Source organism: Agarivorans sp. 2_MG-2023 (genome assembly GCF_030548085.1).
In the GTDB taxonomy this organism is placed as follows: Bacteria; Pseudomonadota; Gammaproteobacteria; order Enterobacterales; family Celerinatantimonadaceae; genus Agarivorans.
Genome location: NZ_JAUORQ010000011.1, coordinates 109,289 through 124,390, shown reverse-complemented (window position 1 = coordinate 124,390; position 15,102 = coordinate 109,289). Strand labels below are relative to the sequence as shown.

The following is a 15,102-nucleotide window of genomic DNA, read 5'->3' as shown; positions in this document are numbered from 1 at the left end:
ATCGTCTTAACAATTATGCTATCGGCAAGGCTGGCAAAAACTAAAGTGACTTTTTAGCCACAAAAAAAGGAGTGCAAGCACTCCTTAGTATCGGCTAGTGGAAGAGCTTAAACAAACTCAACACCTTTATCGATATCGCCGTGTAAGGTATCTAACATTCCTTCAACTGCGGCTTTTTCAAAGGCGCTAATCTCACCATAAGGTAAGATTTCAGCAACACCTTGAGGGCCCAAACGGATAGGTTGAGCAAAGAACTTAGCATGCTCGCTGCCACCGTCTACGTAAGCACACTCAATCACGTCTTCGCCTTGCGCTGCTTTAACTAAAGACAAACAGAAACGTGCTGCTGCTTGACCCATAGAAAGTGTCGCGCTACCGCCACCAGCTTTAGCTTCAACAACTTCTGTACCGGCATTTTGGATGCGTGTAGTCATTGTTGCAATTTCTTCATCAGTAAACGAAATACCGTCTAACTGAGAAAGCAATGGCAAAATAGTTACGCCGCTGTGGCCACCAATAACGTTAAGTTTAATGTCTGCTGGGTTTAGGCCTTTCGCTTCAGCGATAAAGGTTTCTGAGCGAATCACGTCTAGTGTGGTTACACCAAACAATTTAGCAGGATCATATACGCCAGCATTTTTTAATACTTCGGCCGCGATTGGAACCGTGGTATTTACTGGGTTAGTGATAATACCAATACATGCCTTTGGACAAGTAACGGCAACTTTCTCGATAAGGTTTTTAACGATGCCCGCGTTGATATTAAATAGATCTGAGCGATCCATACCAGGTTTACGCGCTACACCGGCAGAAATTAGAACAATATCGGCACCTTCTAGGGCCGGGCTAGGGTCTTCGCCTGCGAATCCTTTAATGGCCACTTGTGTAGGGATGTGGCTCAAATCTACAGCAACACCAGGTGTTACTGGGGCGATGTCATAAAGCGAAAGTTCAGAACCAGCGGGTAACTGGGTTTTTAATAGTAATGAAAGGGCTTGGCCAATTCCGCCTGCAGCACCTAATACGGCAACTTTCATCCAACTTCTCCATGCTTTTTTGTAATTGTAGAGGGGATGTCTATAAAGACAGAAACAAGATAACGGAATCCGCTCTAAAATACAATTTAGCAACATTTTTAAAGCAACTTTAAAACAGTAAAAAGCTGCCTTAATCACACTTTAACTATAGGGTTTAAGACCTTGGTCTAACAGTGTTTGTTAGTTAAAGAAGGACTGGTATATTGTTCGGTAACTGCCGTTATTTTTTAACACATTAAGCGCATGGTTGATTTGATTCAGCAGGTCTTCGTTTTGCTTTGAAACCGCCATACCTAATCCGCTCGCCGGATAGTTTTCATCCACTTGAGTCACAAACTCCGGATGGCTTGCCAACCAATAGTGAGCCGCTGCCGAATCTAAAAATACCGCATCAATTTTAGCTTGATTCAAATCTGCTAAGGCGAGTTGATAACTGGGGTAAGCAATCGATAGAATATTAGGCCGTTGTTCACGTAAGAAGCGCATAAAGCTCGAGCCACTTTGTACCGCAACCACTGAATTGCTTGCGACTTCTAACTCAGGCTTCGTGAGATAAACCGCCATATTATCGAAATAAGCATCACTAAAGCTTACTAAGGTTTTACGTTGATCGGTAATATCTAAGGCTGATATCGCCACATCATAATGGTCGGCAGCAACGCTAGACAACAAACTATCAAAGGGCTGATGGTAAAACTCACACTCTCGATTTATTTGTTCACAAATGGCCTTAGCCAACTCAATATCGAAGCCCACCAGCTGCTTGTGCTCATCAAATGATTCAAAGGGCGGATAAGATGCTTCGGTAACCACTCGCAGAGGTTTATCGTCAGCAAGTACTGATTGAAGTACGAGCAAAGGAAGAAAGAACAGAGATTTTAGCCACATAGTTAACTACACACCAAGTTTGATGTTGCTATCATAATTCAGCTTAGCAAAGCCTCACAAGAAAATGTTGGCTAATTGAACAACAATTATGTGTTTCACTATGCATTTATATGCATAAAACTAGAATAAAGTTGATATACATATAAAAGTTGGCGACAATAACCGCGGATTTACAAGCTCGGATCACCGATGAAATATAGCGATAAACAAGAACAGTTAATTAAAGCATTTAAATCACTGTTAAAAGAAGAACGTTTTGGCTCTCAAGCTGAAATAGTGACCGCCCTACAAGATCAGGGTTTCGAAAATATCAACCAATCGAAAGTGTCACGCATGCTAAGCAAGTTTGGCGCAGTGCGTACTCGCAACGCAAAAATGGAAATGGTTTACTGCCTACCTGCAGAGTTAGGTGTTCCTACTGTTTCTAGTCAATTAAAAATCTTAGTACTAGAAATGGATTTCAACGATGCCTTAATCGTTATTCATACGAGCCCTGGTGCGGCGCAGTTAATTGCCCGTTTGCTAGATTCGTTAGGTAAAGCTGAAGGTATTCTTGGCACCATCGCTGGTGATGATACTATTTTTATTACCCCTACCCGCCAAGTTGCGATTGCCGATGTATTTCAATCGGTTAAAGAACTGTTTGAAGTCGCCTAAGGCTTCAAATAACACTTCCCCAAACTACACTTTGGGGAAGACAAATGCCGCATCACCATTAACCGATAACCATACCTTAGTGCCCGGGCTTGCTTGCCAATGGTCACGCATTCGCGCATGAATCACCTGCTCAGGTAATTCAGCAAGCTGCAACCTAAAGTGCGTTTCATTACCCATTGAATGCACCGAGATAATACTCGCTTCTATTTGTTGGCTGTTTTCAAGCTGATGCACCACCACATCTTTAGCGCGAACAATCACCTCTGCCAGTTCGCCATCGTTAATTTGATTGGCCGAAAACGCCCCTAAGGCGGTACTAACGACACCCTGCTCTACCGGTATAACAAAGCGATTACTTGGGCCAAACAACGCTGCCACAAAGGCATTTTCTGGTTGATTGTAGATTTCTTGAGGGCTAGCATTTTGAACGATTTCGCCCTGCTCCATCACAACAATCCGATCCGCGATAAACATCGCCTCTAGCGGGTCGTGAGTCACCATCACTGCGGGGGTTTTGGTTTTCTTCAATACGTCGAGGGTTTCTTCCCGTACTTGTTGGCGTAAATGCTCATCGAGTGCAGAGAACGGTTCGTCCAACAACATGGTGTTAGGCTCTGGAGCTAAAGCGCGTAATAGGGCGACACGCTGCTGCTGGCCACCCGACAAGGTATGCGGAAAGCGATCTAGCAGACCTTGCATGCCCATGTTGTTTAAGCTTTCTTCAATCCACTGGCGACGCTTTGGTAAATCTTGTTGCTTGCGTAGTCCGTACTCTATATTGGTTTTAACACTCATATGCGGAAACAAGGCATAGTCTTGAAACATCATACCTATGGCGCGTTGCTCAGGTGCTAAGTGTATAGCTTGCGCAGGGGCTGCTACTAACTTGTCTTGCAAGTACAGCTCACCACTTTGCAACCGCTCTAAACCAGCGATTAAACGCAATAAAGTAGTTTTTCCGCAGCCTGATGGGCCCAGCAGCGCTACAATTTGGTTTTCTTCAACCTCGATACTGACATCTTTAAGCGCCTGCTGTTCACCGTAGAAATGATTAACTTTACGTAAAACAATACTCATTGCGGGTTTAGTGTCCTTGTGGGCGCTGTTCTGAAGAGCCAATATTTCGACTCATTATGATAACCGGAAGAATACCTGCCAATAATATGGTTAAGGCTGCTAAAGCACTTTGCTCTAGTTGCTCCAAAGAGGCTAAATCCCATACTTGAGTAGACAAGGTATTAAAATTGAACGGCCTTAAAATTAAGGTAATTGGCAGCTCTTTCATGGTGTCGACAAATACTAACAACATAGCAGTAAGTAAGCTTGGTCTGATCAGCGGTAAATGGATCCGCCACAGCGTTTTACCAGAGCGGCTGCCTAATACTCGAGAAGCGTCGTCCATTTCTGGCGTAATTTTAGTTAGGCTAGCATCTAGGGTACGGTAACTTAAGGCAATAAAACGTAAAGAGTAAGCCAACACTAAAGCCCCCCCAGTGCCGGTAAGCAGTAAACCTGTAGGGTAGTTAAACCAAGCTTTCATTAAGCTATCGACCGCATTATCAAACAAGCCAAGCGGATACAAAATACCTACCGCCAATACCGCACCAGGAATCGCATAACCCAGCGTTGCTGCCTCGGCGATACTACGCATCTTATTACTTTTAGATAAACGTACTCCATAGGCTAGTAATAAACCCAAGGCTGTAGTGAGTAACGCCGCCATTGCAGCTAACGAAAAGCTGTTCCACGCATTAGTTAAATACTGTTCAAAGCCAGAATCTAAGTTACGTAAAGCATAATTACTTAACACCGTGACCGGCAGGATGAAGCCCAAACTAATCGGCAACAAACACAGTAGTGTGGCCGTCCAAGCTTTAGCGCCTTTAAGAGGCTCGGCAAACATTGCTGGAGATTGCCCAGTCAACTTGTAAAACTTACCTGCGTTGCGGCTGTAACGCTCTAGCCCCAACAGTAAAATGGAGAAGCTCACCAACATTAAGGCAATTTGTGCAGCGGCCGACAAACTACTCATGTTCAGCCATACATCAAAAATACCCGCGGTAAGCGTGGGCACCGCAAAAAACTCTACCGTGCCATATTCATTAATGGTTTCCATTAAGGCTAAAGTCACCCCCACTACTATGGCTGGCCTGGCCAACGGAAGCGCTACTTTAAAAAAGCTTTGAGTTTGGCTTTTCCCTAAACAGCGACTCATTTCAAATAGCTGAGCGGCTTGCTCGACAAATGCAGCACGAGCCAACAAATACACATAAGGGTAAAGCACTAAACTTAGTACAGCGATAGCACCTTGAATCGAGCGGATCTCAGGAAACCAATAATCGCGAGCGGTTTGCCAGCCAAAAATTGCACGCAAGCTTTTTTGCACAAAACCGGCGTATTCCAATTGATCGGTTATCACAAAGGCCAATATGTAACTCGGCACAGCTAAAGGCAGCAAAAGTGCCCATACAAAAACAGATTTTAAAGGGAAGTTAAATCGAGTAACCAGCCACGCCGCCCCTGTACCAATAAAAGCGGTAAACAGGGCAACTCCCATACATAACAGGAGGGTGTTTTTAACATATATCCAAAACACCGTATCGAGCAGATGCTGCCAAATTTCTTGGTTATTCGCCCAAGATAACTTAAATAAGGTGATGACCGGAATAAACGCCAGAATGGCAATCGCAAGCGCTATCCATACCCATAGATCGAAGCGAGATTTAGACAACAATAATCGAACCGAAGTAGACGTAGCGGTAGTGCTCATAGCTTCCAAACAAAAAACGGCGCTGCGCCGTATACACAAAAAAAGCTGACCTCAGGCCAGCTTTATCTAAGCTTGCAGATAGAACTGCAAGTTTAGCAACCTTTACATATCAAAGCCAACGCGGTCAACCAAGCGAGCTGCTGCTGCGCGCTGATCTGCTACGTCTTGTAACGAAATGCGGTCAGATTTGAAATCGCCTAAGCTTTCAATGAACTCGTCGGTTTTAATGCCAGCGCGTACAGGTTCTTCAAAGTTAGCGGTAGCGTACAAGCCTTGAGCCGTTTCACCCACTAAGAACTCTAGCAACTTAATCGCATTACCTTTGTTTTTAGCTGTATTCAGCAAACCGGCGCCCGAAATGTTAATGTGCTGACCGCGGCCACCCACTTGTTGGTCTAAGTATTCAACACGGATTTGCTCGGCCCACTGCTGTTGCTCAGGGCTTTTAGTGTTGTAAAACATTTTACCCATGTAGTAGCGGTTGGCGATAGCAAGGTCACATTGACCTTCGAAAATAGCCTTAGCTTGAGCTCGGTCATTACCTTGAGGTTTGCGAGCTAAGTTGTCTTTAACGCCGCGTAACCATGTTTCAGCAGCTTCTTCGCCATCTTCGGCAATCACAGAAGCAATTAAACCAATGTTATATACATGTTTGCCTGAGCGCGTACAAATGCGACCCTTCCACTTTGGATCAGCTAAATCATTGAGAGACGCTAACTCACCCTCTTTCACACGATCTTTATGTGCGTAAACAACACGAGCACGTGTGGTTAAGGCAAACCAAAGGTTCTCTGGGTGGCGCAAATGCGCGGGTACAACGTCGTTTAATACTGGTGAATCTACCGCTTCAAACAAACCAGCAGCACGTACTTCTTCCAAGCGACCAATATCAACGGTAAGCACTAAATCAGCAGGGTTATTCGCACCAGCAGCCTTAATCTTTTCGGCTAAGCCTTTTTCTGCGTGAACAACATTTACCTTAATGCCAGTTTCAGCGGTAAATGCATCGGTAAGTGGTTGTAGTAGGCTTTGTTGGCGGTATGAGTACAAGTTAACTTCTTCTGCAGCAATGGCTGGCGTAGCAACAACCAATGAAGCCAATACGGCTACCAACGAAGAGAATACAGATTTGTTCACAAGCGAATCCTTCAAATAGTTAAACGCAAATCGTTATCATTTGACTTAAGATTAACATGCGTTAACTAAATTGCCTATGTTTTAAAACAAAAAAAGGCCTGCAAAAGCAGGCCTTTTTGATAACAAGTTATTCTTAGTTAGAAGATTTAACTGTTACGAACTCTGGGTATGCGTCGATACCACAATCAGACAGGTCCATACCGTTCATTTCTTCTTCTTCTGTTACTCGAATACCCATTACGGCTTTCAAGATACTCCAAACAATGAAGCTTGAAACGAATACCCAACCAAAGATAGTTAAGGCACCAATGATTTGACCAGAGAAGCTAGAACCATCGTTAGTTAGTGGAACAAGTAGTAGACCGAACAAACCAACTACACCGTGAACTGAGATAGCACCTACTGGATCATCAATCTTAATCTTGTCGAAGAATACGATTGAAGCAACTACCAATACGCCCGCTACAGCACCAAACATTGTGGCTTGAAGCGCAGTAGGAGTAGAAGGTTCAGCAGTAATTGCTACTAGGCCAGCTAACGCGCCGTTTAGTAACATTGTTAGGTCAGCTTTGCCCCAAGTTAACTTACACACAAGTAGAGCAGAAACAGCACCGGCTGCCGCAGCTGCGTTAGTGTTTAGGAATACCATAGCAACAGAGTGAGCGCTTGAGGCATCAGCGAGTTTCAATACAGAACCGCCATTGAAGCCGAACCACCCCATCCATAAGATGAAAGTACCTACCGTAGCAAGTGGCATGTTTGAACCCGGGATTGGGTTAACAGAACCATTTTTGCTGTATTTACCTTTACGGGCGCCGAGTAGCAATACACCAGACAATGCTGCAGCAGCACCTGCTAAGTGAACGATACCTGAACCAGCGAAGTCAGAGAAACCAAGGTCGCCTAAGTTGTAAAGACCAAATACGTCTGCACCGCCCCATGTCCAGCTACCTTCTAGAGGGTAGATGAAACCAGTTAGCACTACAGCAAAGATTAAGAATGCCCAAAGCTTCATACGCTCAGCAACCGCACCAGATACGATAGACATTGCTGTAGCTACAAATACTACTTGGAAGAAGAAGTCAGAAGCACCTGAGTATACGCTGCCGCCTTCAAAGCCTTCTTCAGCTTTAGAAGCCAGTACGCCACCTAGGTCAAACGCTTCGATGCCTGATAAGAAGATGCCGCCGTCGTACATGATTGAGTAACCACATACCAAGTACATGATACAAGCGATAGAATAAAGTGCGATGTTCTTAGTAAGAATCTCTGTGGTGTTTTTAGCGCGAACTAAACCTGCTTCCAACATTGAAAAGCCAGCAGCCATCCACATAACTAATGCGCCACACACCAAAAAGTAGAAGGTGTCCATGGCATATTGCAGTTGATAAATTTCGTTTTCCATAATTACTTCCCCGTAATCCCTGTTATAAGCTTGCTAAGGTTTCCCTTAGATAGCCTCTGCATCCATTTCGCCAGTACGAATACGTACTACGTTGCTTAAGTCGTATACAAAAATCTTACCGTCACCAATTTTACCGGTGTAAGCTGCACTAGAAATAGCTTCGATAATGCGATCTACATTTTCTGAGCTAGTAGCGATTTCCAATTTTACTTTAGGTAGAAAATCAACTTGGTATTCAGCTCCACGGTAAAGTTCAGTGTGACCTTTCTGACGACCAAAGCCTTTAACTTCAGATACGGTTAAACCATCTACGCCTACTTCGGCGATGGCTTCACGCACGTCATCCAATTTGAATGGCTTGATTATCGCGCTAATTAGTTTCATTTGAGCTCCTCCAAAGAGTCATCGATTAACTTTTCTCGAATAACAACTTACAAGCGGTGTGCCAAAAGCGCATAAACCATAAAAAACAAAGAGTTAAAAACAAAAACCTAATTGACAAAAAAATCACACGCACCAACTTGGTGCCAATATTTTTAACATTGTTCTATTTTGGCTCACAAAATTTCACAACAAAATCCAGCAGCACTAATTAAGTGCAAACACTATTAAGGACAAATAAACAGGGAAAAGAAAACTAACAGGTAAGTAGCTAAGCTAATGAGCAATAAGGATTAATGATTCAAACAAGTAATGCGGAAAAGGATGCTAGGTGGAAAGTTGTTGCACCAATTTAATATTTAATAATGGATTTTAACAGTTCGATGAAATCGTCATAACCGCACGCACTGTGGGCGGCGTCTAAACTCAAGGCTTCTTCTAGTAAACCCGGATGTTCACTTGATTCGTCTGTAGAGACTTCAATGGTTACTTCGTCGCAACTTGCCACGAAACGAAACTCGGCGCTATCCAAGCAAAGCTCATCTAAACCACTAAGCTGTTCGAGTTGCGCTAACAAGCGCAGAACAAACTGACGATCTTTATTTAATTCACGCTCAAGCCACATCGAAAAACACCGATGCTCGTCTCCGCAATCAATAATAAATTCGCCGTCCAAAGAACGGCGTATCGTCAGTTCCATACTTATTAGTCTAGTTGCTCATGCAAGTTGACTGCAAGTTTACGTTAACCGAGGTGTTTAGCATAGTAGGTACAAGATCGTACGCTACATTAGGCTTTAGTTTGAAACGAGCCGCTAACGCAGATTTAATCTGTTTTTCTAGCACTTCGTTATTAACCGGTTTAACCACTAAGCCCTGCACGTCCATCAACACGTTAAAGCCTAGCAACTGCTTGCTAGCCTCCGACGCCATTGACAAAATAGCAATGTCTGAACTGGCAAGTGTTTGCCCAGTACGGATAGCTTTAATTAGTTTTAAGCCTTCGGCATTCGCCAAATCAGTATCTACAATCACAACCTGAAACTCATTGGTCATTAGGCGATCATGTAATAAGCCTGCATTAGAAAACATTTCCAAATGCTTTAATTCGCCATCTTCCATATGTGATTGGATCTGTTGGCATGTTGCAGGGTCACTCAACAGCAGCGCTTTAGCTTGCACTTGAGCCGGTTCAGCTTTAGTTCGGTTAGGTTGACCTACTGACTCACATCTAGCGATATAGCCCTTTTTAGGGATCGTCGCAATGGTTAAGTCGGTATTGTTTAGCGTGGTAATCACTTTACGTAACTGGGATATATGTTGATTAATAGTATGGTCGGAAACACTACGTCCCCATACTGCGTCAGACAAGTCGTCTCTCCCCACAACTTGATTGACATGTTTACATAAATATCCCAATAAATGGGTTCTCAATGGTCCTAAATAGGCACTTTTATCCTTAAACGTAATACTATTTTGGCTCATATCTACGGCCAAAGGGCCAACTACAACAACATCATTAAAGGACATATAGTTTTCCAACAGCAAGTAAATGAGCTAGTCAAATCTAGCATGCACTTTATACCAGTAAATACTAAAATATCCTATGACAAATAGCGCAAAATAGCAAAAAATTACAAAAAACTTACATAAAAACAGCTACAAATTGACAAATGCGGCATAAAAAATGTAAAAAAGGTAAAGTGAAAGGCAAAAAAAAAGCACAGCTATTAGCTGTGCTTGTCGATTTTGCAGAAGGTTAAACTGCAGCTTGAACGATTACCTCATCAGCGACTTTGGTGTAGTCACTAATTTGATCAAAGTTTAAGTAGCGGTAAGTATCTGCTGCAGTTGCATCAATTTGTTTAGCGTATTCTAAGTACTCGGCTGGAGTAGGAAGCTTACCTAAAATGGCTGATACAGCGGCTAACTCTGCCGACGCAAGATATACATTGGCGCCAGTACCTAAGCGGTTCGGGAAGTTACGTGTAGACGTAGACACCACCGTTGAGTTGTCGGCTACGCGTGCTTGGTTACCCATACACAATGAACAACCTGGGATCTCGGTGCGAGCACCTACACGGCCATAGATTCCGTAATAGCCTTCTTCAGTTAACTGCTTTTGGTCCATACGTGTTGGCGGAGCAACCCACATGCGTGTAGGTAACGAGCCAGTATGTTTATCAAGTAGTTTACCAGCAGCTCGGAAATGACCAATGTTGGTCATACAAGAGCCAAGGAACACTTCATCAATTTTTTGGCCGGCCACTTCAGACAGCAAACGTGCGTCATCTGGGTCGTTTGGTGCACACAATACAGGCTCACCAATATCAGCTAAGTCAATCTCGATAATTTCAGCGTACTCTGCGTCTTTATCGGCTTCCATTAACTCTGGATTAGCTACCCACTCTTGCATTGCAGTAATACGGCGCTCAATGGTACGGCGGTCGCCATAACCTTCAGCAATCATCCACTTCAACATAACAATGTTAGAGTTTAAGTACTCAATGATTGGCTCTTTCGCAAGCTTGATGGTACAACCCGCGGCACTACGCTCAGCAGAAGCATCAGACAATTCAAAAGCTTGTTCAACTTTTAAGTTTTCTAAGCCTTCAATTTCTAGAATGCGACCAGAGAAAGCGTTTTTCTTGCCTTTCTTCTCAACAGTTAACAAACCGTTTTGAATCGCTGCGTAAGGAATGGCATGAACCAAATCACGCAATGTGATACCAGGCTTCATCTCACCTTTAAAACGCACCAAGATTGACTCAGGCATATCCAATGGCATAACACCGGTTGCAGCTGCAAATGCCACAAGGCCAGAACCCGCAGGGAATGAAATACCAATTGGGAAACGTGTATGTGAATCACCACCAGTACCCACAGTATCTGGTAACAACATACGGTTTAGCCAAGAGTGGATAACACCATCACCAGGGCGTAATGAAACACCACCACGGTTCATGATGAAGTCAGGCAAAGTATGGTGAGTGGTTACGTCTACTGGCTTAGGGTAAGCCGCCGTGTGGCAGAATGACTGCATGGTTAGGTCTGCAGAGAAACCTAAACACGCTAAATCTTTAAGTTCATCACGGGTCATTGGTCCGGTTGTATCTTGCGAACCCACAGTTGTCATTTTAGGTTCACAGTATTGGCCAGGACGGATCCCTTCAACACTACATGCTTTACCTACCATTTTTTGCGCCAGCGTAAAGCCTTTGCTTGAAGCAGCAACATCTTGAGGACGTTTGAATACTTCTGATGGTGCTAAACCTAAAGAAACACGGGCACGGTCAGTTAAGCCACGGCCAATAATTAGAGGAATACGGCCACCAGCACGTACTTCGTCTAACAACACCTCTGTTTTAAGTTCGAAGGTTGATATCACTTCATCACTACCGGCTTTTTTCACTTCACCAGCAAATGGGTAAATGTCGATAACATCGCCCATTGCAAGTTGCTCTACATCTAGCTCAATCGGCAACGCACCCGCATCTTCCATGGTGTTGAAGAAGATAGGGGCAATTTTACCACCTAGACAGAAACCACCACCGCGCTTGTTTGGTACATTAGGGATATCGTCACCCATCAACCACAGCACTGAGTTAGTCGCAGATTTACGTGAAGAACCAGTACCAACAACATCACCTACGTAAACTAAAGGGTGACCTTTTTCTTGTAGTGCTTCAATTTGCTTCATTGGCCCAATAGTGCCCGCTTGATCAGGTTCAATACCTTCTCGTGCGTTTTTAAGCATGGCTAAAGCATGTAATGGAATGTCTGGACGTGACCAAGCATCAGGTGCTGGAGACAAGTCATCGGTATTGGTTTCACCGGTTACTTTAAATACAGTTAGTGTCGATTTCTCAGCTAACTCAGGACGGTTTAAGAACCATTCTGCGTCAGCCCAACTTTGCATCACTTGTTGTGCAAAGTTGTTCCCCGTTTTGGCTTTTTCTTCCACGTCGTGGAAAGAATCAAACATTAGCAGGGTATGTGATAAGGCTTTAACTGCTATCGGGGCTAATTCGGCGTTATCCAATAATGAGATAAGCGGCTCGATGTTGTAACCACCTTGCATGGTGCCTAACAACTCTGTTGCATAAGCAGCTGACACGATAGGTGAAGTCACCTCTCCAGTAGTAACAGCGGCAAGAAAACCAGCTTTTACATAGGCGGCTTCGTCTACACCAGGGGGAATTCGATTAGCTAATAAATCCAGAAGGAATGCGTCTTCACCTGCTGGCGGAGCTTTTAATAACTCTACTAATCCTGCAGTTTGTTCAGCATCTAGGGGTTTAGGTACAATACCTTCAACAGCACGCTCTTCGACGTGTTTGCGGTAGCTTTCTAGCACGGCTCGCTCCTTATTGTAATAATGCCCGTAGGGGATATCCATATATATGGGCCATTGGGTTAGCTGGCCTCATCGGGCTGAGATTATAGCGGTTTTAACTATAAATTAAAATATCGGCATTTTTAATAAACCACCAAAAATCAAACAAAAACCTTTAATTACAATAAGATAAATGCATTATTATACTTTAGCCACAAAGCCTAAAGTTACAATTTATTCACATTTGTCACGTATTTAGAAGTCATTGCCAATAAACAAATATAACGTTTGCTCAGTTTGATTATGCCCATAAGCCAACACTATCGGCCCTAGCATGCTGGTATCTAGAGCCATAAATACGCTCCCAGCCCAAATAGCGCTTTCATATGAAATGTCGCTAGAGTTGTTCCACACCCCACCATTTTCTAGTGAGCCGCCAACAAATACAGGCGCTTGAAAAGCCGGCGATTGGTAATGATGAAGTTGGTAAAAATACATTAAGCCGGTTAGCGCTTTGTAGCGGCCAGATAACTGCTCGTAGGTAAAACCAGACAACCTTAGGAAGCCACCAAGATCTTGAGCATCAGTAGGAATAATAAAATCACTGCCGGTGCTTCCGTATTCACCAAACCAATTGAAATTGTGCTTATCCCAACCAAACGGCACCTTCCAACGCGTTTCAAAACTGGGTGCTAGTACGCTAGAAAACTCATCCACATCCTCATGATAAAGCGTGAAATTAACATCGAGCATTTTCCCCTGAGTTGGAAAGGCCCAACTATTTAGGGTGTCGTAATCAAACTTAAAATAAGGCCCATACAGCCAATAATTTGCTTCTGCTGCGATACCATTAACTTTAATATTGCCATGTTTTGCCGCTAGACCTACCGCCCATTCTTGCCAAGGTTGATAATTCCACGCCAAGTGAGTGCGAAACTGCAGATCAGAGAAACTAGCCTCTAGGTACTCAAAGTCTTCAGATATTCCGTAAAGGCGACGATTACGTTTATCGTATTCTGCCGAAATCGCCCAAGAGTACTTTAAGCTTTCGGTTATTGGTGAGTAGTATTCGGTATACAGTCGTTTAATCGAACCTATTTCAACTTCATTGCGCCACTCGGCGCCCAAATCGTTTAAATTAGTTAAGGTAAAACCTAAGCCAATATTGGCTTCAGTTCTATCGGAGAAGTTCTCTTGTAAGCCTATCTTCATGTCAAAGTAGCCCGGACCCCAGCTTTTCTCCTGAGTGTCCACATGAATTACATTCTCGCCTTGCTCTGTGCTAATGCGATAATCTACCCGCTCAAATGTTCCTAAGGCATACAGCTGGCTAATTTTTTCTTCTAGCTCAGCCTTAGATAAAAGCTCACCTTGATTGAGTTTCAAACGCGCCAAAATAACCTCATCACTAAGGCTTGAGTCGTTGTTTAGCTCGATACGGTTAACTACAAACTCTTCATGTAACTTGAGCTGTGCTTTACGCTCAGTAACAGTTTGCCGATAGGCTAAATACTCTTGATGCTGCTCGATAACACCTATCCGTTTAGCTAGTTCGGCAATAGGCTCCCTGCCCGCTTCTTTACCTCGCTGTAACGCTAGCGGCATAGCAGAGAAGTCTGCGGTATCTACTCCCGTCATATCAGGAGAAATTAATAAATCATCGGCGCTTAACAACGCTATTTGTCGTTCGGTGCCTGAGCGAGTTAAAAAGATAGATAGCTGGTCCACCACATCAACCGCGGTATTAAGTTGGCCCTGCTTTTTAAGCCGTGAACCAATATCAACTGCGATAATAATATCGGCACCCATCTCTTTAAGTACATCTACCGGCATGTTGTTTACTACCCCTCCATCAGACAGCTGTTTACCGTCTAACTCCACTGGACGTAGTGCTCCCGGCACCGACATACTGGCTTGCATGGCGACAGCTAAATCACCTCGCTCAAGTATATAAGGTTTCATTTCAGCCATATCGGTGGCGACTGCGCGATAGGGAATTGCGAGCTCGTCAAAGCTTGCTAGTGCTTCTAGATTACTGGTGGCAAAACGGAGAATTTCGGCCATGGTTTGACCTTGTACAGCGCCTTTGGGTATTTGAATACCTTGCTCATTTAGCCCCAAAGGTAGAGAGATCTGATAATCGTCTTGTTGTTTTTTACTGCGTAGCGACAACTCGCTTCGTGTTACGTCGTCAACAAAGCCGCTTTCCCAATGAATAGAAAATGTTAATGCTTCTATTTCTTCAGCGGTATAGCCCATTGCCAACATAGCGCCGAAGTAAGCGCCCATACTGGTACCTGCTACATAATCAACGGGAACATTGTATTCTTCTAAAAGTTGCATAACCCCAAGATGCGCAGCACCTTTAGCGCCACCACCACTTAACGCTAAACCTATTTTAGGGCGCGCTACTACGCTAAAAGCAGTAGATAAAAAAACTAACAGTAATAGGCTATTGCGCAAACGCGGCATCAAGAGTCATTCCTTTGAAA

12 protein-coding genes are annotated in these 15,102 nt (G+C 43.8%); 1 reads left to right on the top strand and 11 read right to left on the bottom strand.

The genetic code is table 11. The features are described from left to right. Positions 1–107: 107 nt before the first annotated feature. Both mdh and Q4549_RS16635 read right to left on the bottom strand, forming a co-directional pair. Positions 108–1,037 carry a malate dehydrogenase gene (gene mdh / locus Q4549_RS16640; protein WP_303513817.1) on the bottom strand — a complete coding sequence of 310 codons (930 nt, stop codon included), beginning with the start codon at positions 1,035–1,037 and terminating at the stop codon, positions 108–110. A 180-nt stretch (positions 1,038–1,217) separates the two neighbouring features. Continuing rightward, entirely contained in the window at positions 1,218–1,925 is a 708-nt protein-coding gene (locus tag Q4549_RS16635; RefSeq protein WP_303553471.1) for a transporter substrate-binding domain-containing protein, read from the bottom strand. Between the two features lie 189 nt (positions 1,926–2,114). Here Q4549_RS16635 and argR point away from each other — a divergent pair, with 189 nt between their 5' ends. Further along, a complete protein-coding gene (gene argR, locus Q4549_RS16630; RefSeq protein WP_137673713.1) occupies positions 2,115–2,582 on the top strand; it encodes a transcriptional regulator ArgR in 468 nt (155 codons plus the stop codon). Between the two features lie 24 nt (positions 2,583–2,606). Here argR and Q4549_RS16625 read toward each other — a convergent pair whose 3' ends face one another. The 9 genes from Q4549_RS16625 to Q4549_RS16585 form a co-directional block, all read right to left on the bottom strand. Beyond that, complete coding sequence (locus Q4549_RS16625) at positions 2,607–3,659, bottom strand: ABC transporter ATP-binding protein (RefSeq protein ID WP_303553470.1); 1,053 nt, start codon at positions 3,657–3,659, stop codon at positions 2,607–2,609. A gap of 7 nt (positions 3,660–3,666) precedes the next feature. Next, positions 3,667–5,352 carry an iron ABC transporter permease gene (locus tag Q4549_RS16620; protein ID WP_303553469.1) on the bottom strand — a complete coding sequence of 562 codons (1,686 nt, stop codon included), beginning with the start codon at positions 5,350–5,352 and terminating at the stop codon, positions 3,667–3,669. 102 nt (positions 5,353–5,454) lie between these two features. Then, complete coding sequence (locus Q4549_RS16615) at positions 5,455–6,489, bottom strand: extracellular solute-binding protein (RefSeq protein ID WP_303553468.1); 1,035 nt, start codon at positions 6,487–6,489, stop codon at positions 5,455–5,457. Between the two features lie 133 nt (positions 6,490–6,622). After that, positions 6,623–7,894, bottom strand: coding sequence for an ammonium transporter (locus Q4549_RS16610; RefSeq protein WP_137673709.1), 1,272 nt, complete (start codon positions 7,892–7,894; stop codon positions 6,623–6,625). A gap of 45 nt (positions 7,895–7,939) precedes the next feature. After that, positions 7,940–8,278, bottom strand: coding sequence for a P-II family nitrogen regulator (locus Q4549_RS16605; RefSeq protein WP_016400812.1), 339 nt, complete (start codon positions 8,276–8,278; stop codon positions 7,940–7,942). A gap of 349 nt (positions 8,279–8,627) precedes the next feature. Then, on the bottom strand, positions 8,628–8,975 hold the full coding sequence (locus Q4549_RS16600) for a YacL family protein (RefSeq protein ID WP_303553467.1): 348 nt from the start codon (positions 8,973–8,975) through the stop codon (positions 8,628–8,630). Positions 8,976–8,985: 10 nt separating this feature from the next. Then, positions 8,986–9,804, bottom strand: a complete 819-nt coding sequence (locus Q4549_RS16595) for a winged helix-turn-helix domain-containing protein (RefSeq protein WP_303513841.1) — start codon at positions 9,802–9,804, stop codon at positions 8,986–8,988. A 229-nt stretch (positions 9,805–10,033) separates the two neighbouring features. Continuing rightward, positions 10,034–12,631: a bifunctional aconitate hydratase 2/2-methylisocitrate dehydratase gene (acnB, locus tag Q4549_RS16590; protein WP_303513844.1), complete on the bottom strand. Its 2,598-nt coding sequence runs from the start codon at positions 12,629–12,631 to the stop codon at positions 10,034–10,036. A gap of 234 nt (positions 12,632–12,865) precedes the next feature. Beyond that, positions 12,866–15,082 carry a patatin-like phospholipase family protein gene (locus Q4549_RS16585; RefSeq protein WP_303553466.1) on the bottom strand — a complete coding sequence of 739 codons (2,217 nt, stop codon included), beginning with the start codon at positions 15,080–15,082 and terminating at the stop codon, positions 12,866–12,868. Between the last annotated feature and the right edge of the window lie 20 nt (positions 15,083–15,102).

Bases quoted from the DNA above. Each gene is read 5' to 3' on its own strand.
- Q4549_RS16600 (WP_303553467.1), bottom strand. From the start codon at position 8,975: ATGGAACTGACGATACGCCGTTCTTTGGACGGCGAATTTATTATTGAT.
- Q4549_RS16610 (WP_137673709.1), bottom strand. From the start codon at position 7,894: ATGGAAAACGAAATTTATCAACTGCAATATGCCATGGACACCTTCTAC.
- Q4549_RS16625 (WP_303553470.1), bottom strand. From the start codon at position 3,659: ATGAGTATTGTTTTACGTAAAGTTAATCATTTCTACGGTGAACAGCAG.
- argR (WP_137673713.1), top strand. From the start codon at position 2,115: ATGAAATATAGCGATAAACAAGAACAGTTAATTAAAGCATTTAAATCA.
- Q4549_RS16595 (WP_303513841.1), bottom strand. From the start codon at position 9,804: ATGTCCTTTAATGATGTTGTTGTAGTTGGCCCTTTGGCCGTAGATATG.
- Q4549_RS16585 (WP_303553466.1), bottom strand. From the start codon at position 15,082: ATGCCGCGTTTGCGCAATAGCCTATTACTGTTAGTTTTTTTATCTACT.
- Q4549_RS16620 (WP_303553469.1), bottom strand. From the start codon at position 5,352: ATGAGCACTACCGCTACGTCTACTTCGGTTCGATTATTGTTGTCTAAA.
- Q4549_RS16635 (WP_303553471.1), bottom strand. From the start codon at position 1,925: ATGTGGCTAAAATCTCTGTTCTTTCTTCCTTTGCTCGTACTTCAATCA.
- Q4549_RS16605 (WP_016400812.1), bottom strand. From the start codon at position 8,278: ATGAAACTAATTAGCGCGATAATCAAGCCATTCAAATTGGATGACGTG.
- mdh (WP_303513817.1), bottom strand. From the start codon at position 1,037: ATGAAAGTTGCCGTATTAGGTGCTGCAGGCGGAATTGGCCAAGCCCTT.